The 12,868-nt window shown below is 69.0% G+C and carries 17 protein-coding genes; 15 read left to right on the top strand and 2 right to left on the bottom strand.

Annotated features, from left to right (window positions below):
* Positions 1-251 precede the first annotated feature (251 nt).
* A complete protein-coding gene (locus AMK21_RS34850; protein WP_143194861.1) occupies positions 252-1,160 on the top strand; it encodes a hypothetical protein in 909 nt (302 codons plus the stop codon).
* Between the two features lie 481 nt (positions 1,161-1,641).
* Here the strand turns inward: AMK21_RS34850 and AMK21_RS13585 are convergent, their stop codons facing one another.
* Entirely contained in the window at positions 1,642-2,343 is a 702-nt protein-coding gene (locus tag AMK21_RS13585; protein ID WP_073877545.1) for an HAD family hydrolase, read from the bottom strand.
* Positions 2,333-3,199 (bottom strand): GntR family transcriptional regulator, encoded by an 867-nt coding sequence (locus AMK21_RS13580; RefSeq protein WP_073877543.1) that lies wholly within the window; start codon positions 3,197-3,199, stop codon positions 2,333-2,335. Before AMK21_RS13580 ends, AMK21_RS13585 begins: the two co-directional genes overlap by 11 nt.
* Before the next feature lie 453 nt (positions 3,200-3,652).
* Here AMK21_RS13580 and AMK21_RS13575 point away from each other — a divergent pair, with 453 nt between their 5' ends.
* The 14 genes from AMK21_RS13575 to AMK21_RS13515 all read left to right on the top strand — a co-directional run bounded on the left by AMK21_RS13575 (position 3,653) and on the right by AMK21_RS13515 (position 12,820).
* Positions 3,653-4,099, top strand: a complete 447-nt coding sequence (locus tag AMK21_RS13575; protein WP_073877541.1) for a protein kilB — start codon at positions 3,653-3,655, stop codon at positions 4,097-4,099.
* Between the two features lie 91 nt (positions 4,100-4,190).
* Positions 4,191-4,448: a DUF6284 family protein gene (locus AMK21_RS13570; RefSeq protein WP_073877539.1), complete on the top strand. Its 258-nt coding sequence runs from the start codon at positions 4,191-4,193 to the stop codon at positions 4,446-4,448.
* The gene (locus AMK21_RS36035; protein WP_324613893.1) at positions 4,448-4,912 is read left to right on the top strand and encodes a DUF6303 family protein; all 465 of its coding nucleotides are present in this window, start codon (positions 4,448-4,450) and stop codon (positions 4,910-4,912) included. The genes AMK21_RS13570 and AMK21_RS36035 overlap by 1 nt, the downstream gene beginning before the upstream one ends.
* On the top strand, positions 4,797-5,606 hold the full coding sequence (locus AMK21_RS13565; protein WP_234421925.1) for a protein spdB: 810 nt from the start codon (positions 4,797-4,799) through the stop codon (positions 5,604-5,606). Before AMK21_RS36035 ends, AMK21_RS13565 begins: the two co-directional genes overlap by 116 nt.
* Entirely contained in the window at positions 5,606-5,929 is a 324-nt protein-coding gene (locus AMK21_RS13560; protein ID WP_073877535.1) for an RRQRL motif-containing zinc-binding protein, read from the top strand. Before AMK21_RS13565 ends, AMK21_RS13560 begins: the two co-directional genes overlap by 1 nt.
* A gap of 16 nt (positions 5,930-5,945) precedes the next feature.
* A complete protein-coding gene (locus tag AMK21_RS13555) occupies positions 5,946-6,125 on the top strand; it encodes a hypothetical protein (RefSeq protein WP_073877533.1) in 180 nt (59 codons plus the stop codon).
* 16 nt (positions 6,126-6,141) lie between these two features.
* The gene (locus tag AMK21_RS13550) at positions 6,142-6,519 is read left to right on the top strand and encodes a DUF6251 family protein (RefSeq protein WP_073877531.1); all 378 of its coding nucleotides are present in this window, start codon (positions 6,142-6,144) and stop codon (positions 6,517-6,519) included.
* Positions 6,520-6,536: 17 nt separating this feature from the next.
* On the top strand, positions 6,537-6,725 hold the full coding sequence (locus tag AMK21_RS13545; protein WP_073877529.1) for a hypothetical protein: 189 nt from the start codon (positions 6,537-6,539) through the stop codon (positions 6,723-6,725).
* Between the two features lie 78 nt (positions 6,726-6,803).
* Positions 6,804-7,127, top strand: coding sequence for a hypothetical protein (locus AMK21_RS13540; protein ID WP_073877526.1), 324 nt, complete (start codon positions 6,804-6,806; stop codon positions 7,125-7,127).
* A gap of 85 nt (positions 7,128-7,212) precedes the next feature.
* Positions 7,213-9,369 (top strand): ATP-binding protein, encoded by a 2,157-nt coding sequence (locus AMK21_RS13535; protein ID WP_234421924.1) that lies wholly within the window; start codon positions 7,213-7,215, stop codon positions 9,367-9,369.
* Positions 9,370-9,666: 297 nt separating this feature from the next.
* Positions 9,667-9,858, top strand: coding sequence for a hypothetical protein (locus AMK21_RS13530; RefSeq protein WP_073877524.1), 192 nt, complete (start codon positions 9,667-9,669; stop codon positions 9,856-9,858).
* Positions 9,855-10,685, top strand: a complete 831-nt coding sequence (locus AMK21_RS13525) for a bifunctional DNA primase/polymerase (RefSeq protein ID WP_073877522.1) — start codon at positions 9,855-9,857, stop codon at positions 10,683-10,685. The genes AMK21_RS13530 and AMK21_RS13525 overlap by 4 nt, the downstream gene beginning before the upstream one ends.
* A gap of 1 nt (position 10,686) precedes the next feature.
* Positions 10,687-12,159, top strand: a complete 1,473-nt coding sequence (locus AMK21_RS13520; protein ID WP_073877520.1) for an ATP-binding protein — start codon at positions 10,687-10,689, stop codon at positions 12,157-12,159.
* 472 nt (positions 12,160-12,631) lie between these two features.
* Complete coding sequence (locus tag AMK21_RS13515; protein ID WP_032779375.1) at positions 12,632-12,820, top strand: helix-turn-helix transcriptional regulator; 189 nt, start codon at positions 12,632-12,634, stop codon at positions 12,818-12,820.
* The last annotated feature ends 48 nt before the right edge of the window (positions 12,821-12,868 follow it).

Below are 12,868 nucleotides of genomic sequence, written 5' to 3'. Positions count from 1 at the left end.
GACCTGCCCGTAGGCACGACGTTGGGGCCATGATCTTAGAGGCTCGCCCCAAAGTGGCTGCCGGCGCAGACAGGAGGCAGGCCGCGCCCGCCCCGTGCGCGGGCCTTGATGAACGTAGGGAACGCAATAGTTGCGAGACGTTCGATGTCGCTGGGCGCGCCAAGCTGCGAGTATCCAGTGGTCCGCATCGAGAGGCGAGGCGCTGAGAGAGGGCAGACTGACTGCTCTGAGGTCGAGACGGGGGGTCGTAGGTGCAGGTTGAGACAATCTCCGCCCTTATTGGGGCAGCCGTGGCAATACCTGCCTCAGGAGTCGCATACGCAGTTGGGCGACATCAGGCTGCAGCAACGATCTCTGCTGCGCGCGCACAGGTGGCGGCAGGCCATAAACAATGGCGCGACGATAAACGACGCTCAGCCTGGCTTGCGTTCATTCGAGCAGCAGACGACCTAGCCAGTAAGGCAGCGACGATGAGCCGGGGAGGAACCCCTCATGATCCCGAATTCGAAAGCACCATATCGGAAATTCACAACAGGCTCGCAGATGTGGAATTCGATGGGCCTCCAGAAATATTCAAGATAGCTCGGAACGTAGATCACATCCTCACCGAGAGGCTGATCCTTGCGGCTTTCCTAAGGCCTTACATGGTCACTCAGCGAAAATTCGATAGGATGCTGGCCGAGGCGCGGCAAGAAATTGCTGTCACTACCTCAGGGGAAGTACCTGCACGGTCCTTGCGGATCGTTGAGGCAAACCAGTCCCTCGAAGCGCTGCCAGGCCAGCTCGGCGCAACTTCTGCGGCATCACCGCCAGAGAGTGCGATGCATACTGCCATGATGATGTTCGCGCCGTTTATTGAGAGCGCGGGAAGAGAATTTCGTGAACCGCTAGCCCTTATCGCTGAGGGCATCGCCAGAATAGCAGTCTCCGGGTCCGTCGGGGCGCCTACTCAGTTCTCTGACGCAGAGCGCAAGCTGCGAGAATGTGAGGCGCTTGATCAAGGGGAAATTGCAGCACTACTCGTCATTCACACCTCTCATTTGATCTCTATTCTTGAGCGAGACTTGCGGCGTTCAAGGGATTTATTCCGCGAGGCCCGAACGGCTTTCCTTCAGGAAACCGAAAAGCATTTGGAAGCCCGCTTGCCTGTGCCGTCTTGAGGAATATCAAACCAATCGCTCATCCCGTCTCCTCCGGCGACGCTTGATCGACCGCCCCAGCCGCAGAGAGTGTCTCCCCACCTCATGCCCGCAGCCGCCGGGCGCGGCCAGCCGGGGCGCATACAGGAGGCAGGCCGCGCCACCGAGGCGGCGCGCGCCCGCGCCGTGCGCGGGCCTTGATGAGGTAGAGAAACCTGTAACAGCTCCCTCATTGGCGGCACGGTGGCCACGCAGTTACACATGCCCAAAGCTAGGGCCGGAACTGAGAGCAGTTCCGGCCCTCTGTCCTGACGCCTAAGCCGCCGGGGTGGCAGGATTCTGCCCCATCACATCTTCGTCCCGAACGCTATTCAGGGAATGCCAGGCTGGCCAGCTTGGTCCTGTGCTAGGCAGATGGGGCGTCGGCTCGTCTGTTGGCGTCCACGCTCGTCCCTCTCCGGTTGGGTGCGTTGGCCCCCGTTTGGCTCCCCGGGCGAGGAGGTCAACGCGCCACGGGCGGCATCAGAAGAGCGGCAGCGACGGCGTCCATACCCGTAATGATCGTCCTAGCTCCAGCCGCAACGAGACTTGCCTCTTTGCCTGGCTTGTTGGCGAAGCCGATCGCCATGGAGCCCGCTCGCGCGGCGGCCTCGATGTCCGTAGTTGAATCACCGATCAGTGTGCAGGTGCTCGCTCGGACCCCAAGTTCCCTGGCGGCTTTCTCAAGAGAGAACGGCGAGGGTTTCATGAGGTCGGGGCGGTTCGGGGAGCGGCCGATCACTTGGTGAACGAATCGATCGAGGTCGTGGAGTGCCAGGAATTCCCTCACGCACGCGGCCGAGTTGTTGCTGACGATCGCGACTCTTCGGCCGGACCTATGGGCCGCACGAAGAGAATCCACGGCGCCCGTGACGGGGATGCCCGCAGCCTTGACCGCCGAGACTTCTGCCGCCGTGAGGGCTTCTTCGATGCGGCGCACGGCATTCTCGCCGGCGCGGGGTGCCAATCGCAGCACTTCCATCGGATCGTCCGTTTCGAGGGCCCGCTCGCCAGTCGTCGTGTCGATCTGGGCGAGGATGGCGGCGAGCTCTCGCGCGACGCCAGGGGCGGGGTGCCCGGCGAACACGTCGCAGACGGGCCCGTCGAAGTCGAAGAGCACGCCGCGGGTAGCGGCGACGGTAGCGGTCAGGCTCTCAGACGCCATAGGGGTCGAAGTCCCTTCCAATGGTGCTCCAGACGCTCTCGAACCAGAGGCGGGCCTGTTCGACCTGCTGTGCGCCGCTGGTCGCGTCTCCCTCATTGGTGGAGTAGTGGAATAGCGCGGCGTCCGCTCCCACCAGGTCGTAGATGTCGATCGCTTCCCCTCCTGCGGACACCTTGTTCGGGCGGATCGGGTAGTACCCGAAGAACGCGTCTCCCTGGTTGATGACGTAGAGCTTGAAGAACTGCGTTCCGCTGTGAACTCTCACGCTGACAGTGGCCTCTTGAACCAGGCCGAGGTGCTGAAGTTCCCCCACGGCGTTGGCGATGCTTCGGGTGAAGCCGACCATCATGTCGTGCATGCGGGTCCGGAGGCGGGGATCGTCTGCGCCGTCACTCTGGCGCACTGGCGCGGCCTGGGGCACGGCCATGTCCGGCACCAAGATTCGGATGCTGATGCTGGTCGGTGTCAGTCGGCCGACCCGGATCTTGTCGATCGGTTCTTGTAGTGCTCCATGCAGCGTCTCGCTGGAGAACCCAGCGAAGTCGATTGAGACGTTCGGGCTGGCGAAAGCCTGCTCGACGTAGGGCCGTAGACCGGCCGGCCGCTCGGTCCGGTTCCGAACGTACACGCCGCTTCCCTTGCGGGAGACGACCAGCCCTTCATCCTCCAAGTCCCGCAGTGCGCGCTGAATCGTCGCCCTGGCGAACCCGTACAGGTCGGTGAGGTTCTTGTGCGACGGCAGCTTGTCGCCGGGGGCGAGCCTCCTCGTCCGAATGGCTGCGGCAAGGCTGCTCGCGACCTGCTCGTAGGGCGGACGGCTGTCGTCCGGGTCCAGCGGTTCGGGCGTGAAAGTCATGCCTCGATGCTACGCCCCAAATCTGTGATCAGGGCAGCCAGGCTAGCCAGATGTTGACATGGCTAGTCACCATGGCTACGTTGTGGGCAGCTCAACCGGGCTAGCCAAGTTGGTCAGCTCGGAAAGCGCGGCCCTTCTTTGGGCTGCTTCGACCTGCATGACCGGGCGTCACGTCTTCGGGCGAGACGCCAAGGGGCCCGGGACAGATCGGGCCGAGGGTCCCGGACCCCTGGTCAACCGGAGGGCTTAGACCGAAAGGTCACGTCTCCATACGCCTACCCGGGAGCTCGTGTTCCCGAAGGAGACACCCGCAACATCCAGACCATCCGCAGTCCCATGACCGCTGCGGCCGGTTGCCTCCCCCGCCCGTCCGGACTGCCCTTGTGGTGGTGCCGTACGGGCGGGGCTGAGGGGAGCCGGACACCCGGTTTCATCCAACGAGAGGGGCTCACCATGTGGCTCAGCGCCATCGCGGTAGTGGGAACCCTGCTGGGTTCGGTCACCACCTACCTGCTCCAGCAGCGCACCGCCCGCAAGGACCGCGCCGAGGTTCGCGGGTACGAGGAGCGGCGGGACCGGATCGCGGCTGTCACCGCGTTGACGGTGGCGCTGGCCGATCACCGCCGATCGATGTGGGTCCGCGAGGACCTGCGGCTGTCCGGCGCTTCGAACGCCGACTACCAGGCCGCCCGCGCGGCCAGTCACAACACCCGCTCCGCCCTGACCGCACCGCTGACCACGCTGGCGATCCTCGCCCCCGACCTCGCCGGGGTCGCCCAGGACGCGGCCAGTGCGACGTACGCACTGCGGAACACCGAGAACCGCGAACTCCTCGACTTCTACCGCCAGGCCGCGATCGAGGCCGCCGACAACCTCGTCCGCACCGCCGCCACCGCCTGACACCCCAACCACTTCACGACGCAGCGCGGCCCCGGGGTGCCACCCGGGGCCGCTGTCGAGCCGCACCACCTTCACAGGGAGAGAACGACTCATGAAGAGCATCGCAGCACTTCAGGCCGTTGTTACGGCCACCCCGTTCGACGGTGAGCCGTCGGACGCCGAGCTGGACGCGATCGAGACGGAGATGCCCGCCATCCTGGCGGACGTCGTCCTGCTGGACGCGCAGATCATGACCATCGACCGGACGCCGACCGAGCTGGACGAGCGGCGTATCCGCCGGGCCCGCCGGCGGGTGCTGGCCGCTCGCCGTGACCTGGCCAACCTCCAGGGCGCCGGGGAGGTGGCGTGATGTCCCTGCTCCCCGAGGCCCGCATGGTCCTGCACGCTTCCGGGATCTGGAAGCTGTACGTCCTGACCGGTTACGAGCCGCGGGACTGGCCGGTGCATGGCTTCGGCCGCGTCACCCCTGTCCCTGACGTTCCGGAGCGCGTGGCCGCTCTGGCCGCTCTCGGGTACACGGTTCGGGACGGGGCCGAGTGGAAGTGGGACGCCACCACCGCTCCCCGCGGCGACTGTTCGTCAAGATCCCCGTCCGCCCCCTCACCGCCCCGGCCACCGTTCCCCCGGCGGGGGGTGCGGCATGAGTGCCAAGGCCGCGAAGACGGTTCTTCCCGCTGTCGCGATGACGGCGGTATCCATGGTTCTCACGCTGGCCGTGGTCGTGATGTGGCTCGGCACCTCGATGCCGTGGCTGATCGCGCTGGTGGTCGGTCTCGGGATCGACGGTGGATGGCTCGCCACGCTCGCCTATGAACGTCGTCTAGCCGCGCAGGGCGATCACTCCACCCCGGTCACGGCGGTGGGCTGGGGCTTCGGTCTGGTCGCCACTGGTGTTTTGGTCGCCCACGCCGTCACCGCCGACGGAAGCGCCAGCGCGTGGCTCGCGGTCGCCTGGCTGCCCCTGGCCGCGAAAGCCCTGTGGCTGGTCCACGGAATGTGGGAGCGCACCGCGTTGACCGGTTCCGCGCTGGAGGCGATCCAGGGCATCCAGCAGGAAGCCCGCGACGAAGCCGCCGTTGCCCGTGCCCGGCTGCGGGCCGAAGCGGGCACCGAAGAGACGCGGCTGACGGCCGTGACGCAGGCCGGGGCGCGCGTCGCACGCGTCCAGGCACAGACCGCCACCACCCTCGCCCGGGCCTGGTCGACGCTGGAGAGCACCCGGTCCGGGAAGGACACCGGCAGGGCGCTGACCAGCGTGACGACCCGCGTCACACCCGGCGTCACACCCACCTGGGAGCTGCCCGTCTGGGGCCCCACCAACCCCGTCCCCGCTCTCGATGCCGCGCCCGGTCTGTCCGATGCGGAGCTGGATCGGCTGGTGGATGAGATCCGGCACAGCGAGACCCCGGCCCTGTCATACCGGGAGATGTCCACCCGCTTCCGGGCCGCCGGCCACTCCGCGTCCGAGGTCCGGCTGCGTGGCGCGTGGAAGCGCGTCGCAGCCTGATGGCCGACGTCTACCGGTGGCGGCTCGCCCCCGATGGTCTGGCCACCCGCCGTCAGCTCCGCGCGCTGGGGCTGCGGCCGGGTGGTCAGGACGTCGTCGCCGAACTCCACCGGCCTCGCCGCCGCAGGGCCCCGCTGGTCGCCTACCTCTACCGCGTCGACCGGGCCAAGCCCGTACGGCCCATGACTCCGGGCCGTGCCGCTGCTCTAGCTGCGGCGATGCGGGCCCGCCGCACCTGCCCCAACTGCCGGACCGACGCCGGGTATTGCATCCCCCTGTCACTCGGCATGTGCGTGCCCTGCCACGACGCCCCCGCCGCCTGACCGAGAGGAACCACCCATGTCCGCTGGGATCACCCTCCGCGAACGGCTGACCCGCACCATCCACGCCGCCGGTCTCCACCTCGCCGGAGAGCGCGGCGGCAACGCCGCGAACGCGCTCACCCACTTCCTCCGGCTCGGCCGCGTCGAACTGTGCGCCGATCCGTCCTGCGCCGACTGCGCCCCGCTGGCCACCTGACCCGAAGGGACACCACATGGACCACCTGCCCGCACCCCGCCCGCCGTCCGTCGTGCAGCTCCCGGACGGCACCCTCGCCTACACCGACCACCTCCCCGCCACCTACCAGCCCACCAACACCGTGCCGCAGGTCGTCCACGTCCACCAGGCCCCGCCGGACCGGACGGTGCAGCGCCTCGCGCTCGGCTCCGGCGTGGGCGCCGGGGCGGTGGCCGCCGGGGTCTACTTCGGCCCGCTCCTCGTCGGCGTCCTCACCGCCATCGCCGCCAACTTGGCGCTCCTCGCCCTGGTCGCCTCCGTGTGCGCGTGGGGCGTCGTGACCGTCGTGAAGTCCGTCGGGGGTGCGGACGGCAAGGCTGCCGCCGCCTCGCTGCGCAAGGGCCGCCGCCGCTGACCTCAAGGGACAAGCCCATGTTCAAGGCAGGTGATCAGGTGCGGATCGTCTCGTGTGAGGACGACCCGCGCGCGGCCGGCAAGACCGGCCGGATTCTCGACGAAGTACCGCCCGGCCCCCTTACCGAGGGCCGGTGGACGGTGGACCGGATCAGCATCTGGATCGCCCCCGTCCTGTGCCACGCCCACGAGTTGCGGCCCGTCTGACGGCTGCCCGCGTCGCCCCGGCCACGGTCGGGGCGGCAAGGGGAGCCGGACAGTCCGGCCCGACCAGGGAGGTTCATCGTGCACAGCTACACCCGAGCCGAGTCCCGTGAACGCTCCAAGCTGTTCCGCAAGGGCTTCAAGCAGGCCCTCGCGGACTGCGTCGACCCGGACATCCGCCGCAAGATCGAGCGCATCGACCAGGCCGCCGCCGCCCGCGGCGCGCAGGAACTCGCCGCACTGCACAAGGTGCAGGCCGACGCCCGCCAGGACCTCGCCACCGCCAAGGCCATCGAGCGCACCGCTCCCCGCGCCGACAAGCCCGCCGCCCGCGAGGCCCGCAAGCAGGCCGAGCAGCGCGTCCGCCTCGCTGAGCGGGCCGTCCACAAGGCCGAGCAGAGCTGAGCGGGGGCGGCCGGACCCGGCCAAGGAAACCGGCCACCCCCATCACACCCCACCCAAGCCATTAATCAGGAGAGGCACGTTCATCATGACCGAACCCGCCGTCGCGGACCCCGGAATGGGGACCGTGCACCACCTCGACGACCACCGACCCACCCCGCCGGCCGAACCCGTCAACCTGGTCAAGGACCCGGCCACCGAGCCGACCAGCACCCCGCCCAAGGCCGTCCCGCAGGGGTCGCGGGCGGTCCGCACCGCCCGCGCCCTGCGCACCGCCGTCACGCACGAACGCACCCGCACGGCGGGCCGGTTCACCGTCCGCCACGGCATGTACGTGGTCGGCGGCGGGCGGATCGTGGCCCGCCGTGCGTGGGAGGGGCGCACCGCCGCCCGGTACGAGCGGATGCTGCGGGCGGCGGAAGCCGCGGGGAACCTGGAGCTGGCCACCGAGTGGGAAGAGCGCGGCCAGCGCTTCCGCGCCGCACGCCACCAACGCCGCATGGATCTGCTGTCCGCGCCAGTCAAGGCGGCCAAGGGGGCGGCGGCCGGGCTCGGCATCACCGCCGGTGGCCTGCTACTCCTCGGCATCATCCTCGCCGTCGCCAACGAGAACTTCGCCGACCTCGCCACCCCCACCCTCGCCCTGATCGAACTGATCCGCTGGATCGTCGCCATCATCACCGTGGTCTGGGGCCCCCTGGTCATCCTCGGCCCCTGGGCCGCCTTACTGGCCCTGTGGGGCGTGGGGCGTCACCAGCAGGCCGCACCTCAGTGGGCGCTGCCCGTGAGGGACCGTGACGGTCAGGGCACCCCGATCACGCCGTCCATCGTGGTCACCGCGATGCGCGACCTTGGAGTGTCGACGCTCCGCAAGGCCATCAAGGAGATGGGCGACGTCGGGGCGCAGATGCTCAGCCCGATCACGATCGCCGGGTGCGGTGTCGAGGTCGACGTTCACCTCCCATCGGGGGTGTCGACCGAGGAGATCCAGAACCGGCGCAAGAAGCTCGCGGAGAACCTCAACCGGCACGAGCACGAAGTGTTCATCACCATCCCGCCGGCCCCGCGCACCGTCCGGCTGTGGATCGCGGACAGCGGCGCGCTGGACGAGCCGATCGGCCCGTCCCCGCTGGTCACCGACCCCGACATCCGAGCCGACTACAAGTCGGGCCGGGCACCGTGGGGCCAGGACCTGCGCGGCGACGCCGCCCTGGTCAGCCTGTTCCAGCGGATGCTGCTGATCACCGGGCTGTCGAACCAGGGCAAGACCGCGTCCCTGCGCGCGCTGGCCCTGTGGCTGGCGTTCGACCCGAAGGTGGAGTTCCGCATCGGTGACCTCAAGGGCATCGGCGACTGGGCCATGTTCGACGGACTGGCCACCGTCCTGATCCAGGGGCCGACCGACGATCACGTACTCGATGTGACGGAGATGGTCGAAGAGGCTGCCCGCGAGATGAACCGGCGTCTCCTGGCCCCCGGCAAGGAGTTCCACCCGCTGGTCGTCATCATCGACGAAGCGCAGGTGGCCTACGGGTCCGGGGCCGTCGACGAGAACAAGATCCCGCTGGGTGGGGCGAAGTCGACGTCCCGGTACTTCCGGGCGATCAAGGCGATCCACGACCAGGGGCGCGCGGTCAACGTCACCACGTGGGAGGGCACCCAGGACCCGACGAACGAGAACCTGCCCAAGCGCTCCCGTGAGGGCAACCACATCCGCTCGTCCCTCGTCCTCGGCACCGAGTCACAGGCCCGCATGGCGGTCGGGGACGCGGCGATCGACGGCGGCGCGGCCCCCCACAAGCTCCGCCAGGGCCTCGACAAGGGAACCGTCGTCGTCGCCGGGGACGGCATCAAGCTCGCCCCCGGACAGACGTCGGTGACCGTGCGGACCCACTACATCGACGGCGACCAGGCCGCCGAGATCGCGGACCGAGCCAAAGCGTTGCGCGACGGCGTCACCACGGTGGCCGCCGTCGACCACACCCCCGAGCGCGACGAGGTCGCCGACATCATGACCGTCCTCGGAGACGCGCCGCGGCTGCTCACGCAGGACGTGCTCAAGCGCCTCGCGGTGCTGAGCAAGAACGCCTACGGCACGTGGTCGTTCATCGACCTCAAGCGGGCGCTCGACGGCACCGGGGCCGAACCCTACAAGTCCGACGGTCGCATGACGATCGCCCGGGACCGCCTCGCCCGCCACCTCGACAACCGCGACACCAACGGTTCCGCTTCCGCCGCCGAATAGCAGGGAGGCACACCCCCCGTCGGCAGGGAGGCAGGGAGAAGTCCCTGACCCCCTCCCTGCCCCCGCCTCCCTGGCCCTGACCAGCGGAAATGATCTGTCAGGGAGTCAGGGAGGCACCGCAGGTCAGACCCCCGAAACCCCCTCCACACGCACCCCGGCAAGGGGTGCTCAAGCCTCCCTGCCCCATCGACGGCAGGGATTCCGGATACCGCCAGGCAAACCGAAAGCGGCCCCCTCGTCTCGCCAAAGTCGCGGGGCCGCTCTCGTCCGCCAGTCACAGAACTGGAGACATCCATCATGACTCATCCCACCCCCGTGCGGGAGGCCGCACGCGTCGTCGCGATCGAGGCCGCCCGCGCCTACGTCGCGAACATCGGCCCCATCGACCTCACCAACCCCGATGTCCTCGTCGGCCACCTCATGGCCGCCGAGACCCTGCTCATGGAAATCGTCGCCGCGCACGACGAGCCCACCGGAACCGCAGCATGAACACCCACCTCCTCACCGCCGCCCTGGACCTTGCCGACCGGGCCGTTCCGGTCCTGCCGTTACGGGCGGGGAAGGTCCCGTTCGGGAACTGCCCGGCCTGCCGAGGCAACGCCTGTGGTGGCCGGCCGAACATGAAGACCCCCGGCCCGTGCGACTGCCCGCGACCGTGCCACGCGTGGGCCGCCGCCACCACCGACCACGACACCCTCACCGGGCCCGCATGGGCGACGGCATGGAAGCAAGCGGCGGCGGTTGCCTGGTACCCCGGCGGAATCGGGCTGACCGTCGTCGACCTCGACCACGCCGACGCCGTCGCGTGGGCCCGACGGGCGTTGCCCGCCACGCGGACCGTGGCGACGACGCGCGGTGAGCACTGGATCTACCGGGGCGCGATGCCCTCCGTGAACGCGGTCCGTGACGGTGTCGACATCAAGTCGACGATGGTCTACGCCCGGTGGCTCGGCCCCGGCACCGGCACCATGACCGCTCTGCCCGACGCCGTACAGGCTCTGATCGTCAAGAAGCCGTCACCGGTCCGGCCCGTAGCCGTGCCCGTGCCGACCGGGGGTGGGGAGTGCCGTCACCGCATCCCCGCCTACCTCGAACGCGGCATCTCCATGGCGGAGCAGCGCATCGCCGAGGCGGCCAGCGGCGTGCACGCGACCGTGTACCGCACGTTCCTCGCGGTGCTGTCCGCCCACGGCCGGTGCGGCTGCCTGACCGACGCCCACGCCTCCCGGCTGTTCGCCGCGGCTCAGGCCAAGGGCGAGAGCTCGCGGCACTGCGTCGATGCGTGGTCCAACGCCCGCACTGCATTGGGGATGTGACATGGCCGAGGACGAGAAGACTCCGGCGCGTGAGGTCATCACCGAGTACGCGCAGTCGCACTTCCGGTACTTCCGCACGACCGAGGGCACCGTCTACGCCCAGCGGCTCGGCCACCCCGTGGCCCGCCCCATCCGCTCCCAGGGCACCACCGGCAGCCATCGGCAGGAACTCATGGTCGACCTCTTCAACGACGGGGTCGGCGTCTTCAACGGGACGTCGCTCAAGGAGGCGTTGGACTTGATCGAGGCACTCGCACTGAGTCAGGACGTCCAGCCCACCCACATCCGTGTCGCCCCGGGGTTCGACGGGGCGACGTGGTTGGACCTGGGCCGGGATGACGGGCAGTCCGTCCGCATCCACCCCAACGGCTGGGAGGTCAAGGTTCCCGACCCGCGTGAGGTGTGCTGGCGGCGCACCCAGCTCACCGGCGAACTCCCGATGCCCGTGCGGGACACCGAGGGCAAGGGCATCGACAGCCTGCTGCGGCTCACGAACTTCGCCACTGCGGAAACCGAGAGCCTGGCCCTGGCCTGGCTCGTCGGCTGCCTCGGCCCCTCCGTCCCCGTCCCCGCCCCGTTCCTCACCGGCCCCCAGGGCGCGGGGAAGTCGACGGCCGGCCGGATGCTGGTGCGGATCATCGAGGGCATGACCGGCGACCTCCGCCGGGCCCCGAAGGACGAAGAGAACCTGATCACCGCCGTCGCCGCAGGATGGGTCACCGCCCTCGACAACCTCTCCCACCTCGCCCCGGACCTCTCCGACCTCATGTGCTGCATCGTCACCGGAGCCGAGAGCATCAAGCGGGCCCTGTTCAGCGACGGCGACGTGGTCCGCTCCCGCTACCGCCGTCCGCTCCTCCTCACCGGGATCGACGTCGGAGTCATCCGCCCCGACCTCGCTGAGCGCCTCCTGCCCCTGCGTCTGGAACGTCCGAAGGTGCGGCGGACCGAAGCGGAGCTCTGGCGGGAGTTCGAAGCGGCCCTGCCGGTCATCCTCGGCTCGCTCCTCGACCTCACGGTCAAGGTGAGGGCGACCGAGGCTGACATCCCGAGTGATCTGCGGATGGCGGACTTCGCGCACCTGTGCGCGCAGATCGACGCCGCCACCGGGTTCGGCACGCTCCCCGCGTACCGGAGCAGCCTGGACGAGCTGAACGACGACGTCATCGAGGGCGACCTGCTCGCGCAGACCGTCCTCAAGCACGCGGCCACCCTCGACCCCGGCACCGAGACGCGGATGACGTCCTCGGAGTGGCTGCACCTCCTCAGCGGCCTCTACAGCGGCGACGACTTCCGCCCGCTGCCCAAAGGGTGGCCCACGACCGGGAAAGTCCTCTCCGACCGCCTCAAGCGTCTCCAGCCCACCCTCGCCGCCCGCGGCGTGCTCGTCGACTGGGGCCGCACCAAAGAGGGCCGGTACGTCGAAATGACCCGCCGCCCCGCCATGCCGCCCCACGAGCAACAGTCGCTCTGACCCTCACCGGCGACCCGGGTACGGACAAGCAAGAGGAGCACCCCGCCCCAACGGGGGGCGTGCTCCTCTTGCTGTTCGGCGGAACGCCGCTTGGTGGTCGCGCCGCGAAGCGGCTCCCCACTTCACTCCCGAAGCAGCACCACACCACAACAGACGCCCCCTCTCTCTTTTCTTAAGAAAGAGAAGGCTGCGTCACCCGCGTCACCACGAGACCCAATACCGCCCCTGAGCTGCGGCGATCAGGGTGACGCAGGACGGCTGCGGCTGCGTCACCCCGCGTCACCTGCGTCACCCTGCACCAGCCCATAACGCACGCCTGCGTCACCAATGACGCACCCGCAACCATCTGCGTCACCACGTCACCGCAGGTCAGGGCCCAAGAGCGACGCGGATGACGTGGTGACGCAGAAATCGCAGCCTCGGACACACAGCCGCGCCTCGCAGCCCGCCAACGCCCCCAAGGAGTCGCACCGTGGCCCGCCCCCAGATGCTAAAGCTCCCCGAGGTCCTCGCCGAACTCGACATGAGCCGAGCGGCTTTCTACCGAATGCGCGCCAGGGGCCTCGCCCCGAAGGTCATCAAGCTTCCGAACCACCAGGTCCGCGTGCGTCGAACCGACCTGGACGACTGGCTCCGTCAGTACGAGCAGGCCGCCGCCTGACCGCATCCGTCCGTAGACCAACTCGCGGGGCCCGCCACCAGGCGGGCC

The organism is Streptomyces sp. CB00316 (assembly GCF_001905595.1).
Classification (GTDB): domain Bacteria; phylum Actinomycetota; class Actinomycetes; order Streptomycetales; family Streptomycetaceae; genus Streptomyces.
The sequence above is the reverse complement of the archived record's forward strand: the minus strand, read 5'-3'. Positions and strand labels throughout refer to the sequence as shown.

Coding starts and splice junctions, on each gene's coding strand:
- AMK21_RS13585 (WP_073877545.1), bottom strand. CDS start 2,343: ATGGCGTCTGAGAGCCTGACCGCTACCGTCGCCGCTACCCGCGGCGTG.
- AMK21_RS13580 (WP_073877543.1), bottom strand. CDS start 3,199: ATGACTTTCACGCCCGAACCGCTGGACCCGGACGACAGCCGTCCGCCC.
- AMK21_RS13575 (WP_073877541.1), top strand. CDS start 3,653: ATGTGGCTCAGCGCCATCGCGGTAGTGGGAACCCTGCTGGGTTCGGTC.
- AMK21_RS13570 (WP_073877539.1), top strand. CDS start 4,191: ATGAAGAGCATCGCAGCACTTCAGGCCGTTGTTACGGCCACCCCGTTC.
- AMK21_RS36035 (WP_324613893.1), top strand. CDS start 4,448: ATGTCCCTGCTCCCCGAGGCCCGCATGGTCCTGCACGCTTCCGGGATC.
- AMK21_RS13565 (WP_234421925.1), top strand. CDS start 4,797: ATGGTTCTCACGCTGGCCGTGGTCGTGATGTGGCTCGGCACCTCGATG.
- AMK21_RS13560 (WP_073877535.1), top strand. CDS start 5,606: ATGGCCGACGTCTACCGGTGGCGGCTCGCCCCCGATGGTCTGGCCACC.
- AMK21_RS13555 (WP_073877533.1), top strand. CDS start 5,946: ATGTCCGCTGGGATCACCCTCCGCGAACGGCTGACCCGCACCATCCAC.
- AMK21_RS13550 (WP_073877531.1), top strand. CDS start 6,142: ATGGACCACCTGCCCGCACCCCGCCCGCCGTCCGTCGTGCAGCTCCCG.
- AMK21_RS13545 (WP_073877529.1), top strand. CDS start 6,537: ATGTTCAAGGCAGGTGATCAGGTGCGGATCGTCTCGTGTGAGGACGAC.
- AMK21_RS13535 (WP_234421924.1), top strand. CDS start 7,213: ATGACCGAACCCGCCGTCGCGGACCCCGGAATGGGGACCGTGCACCAC.
- AMK21_RS13530 (WP_073877524.1), top strand. CDS start 9,667: ATGACTCATCCCACCCCCGTGCGGGAGGCCGCACGCGTCGTCGCGATC.
- AMK21_RS13525 (WP_073877522.1), top strand. CDS start 9,855: ATGAACACCCACCTCCTCACCGCCGCCCTGGACCTTGCCGACCGGGCC.
- AMK21_RS13520 (WP_073877520.1), top strand. CDS start 10,687: ATGGCCGAGGACGAGAAGACTCCGGCGCGTGAGGTCATCACCGAGTAC.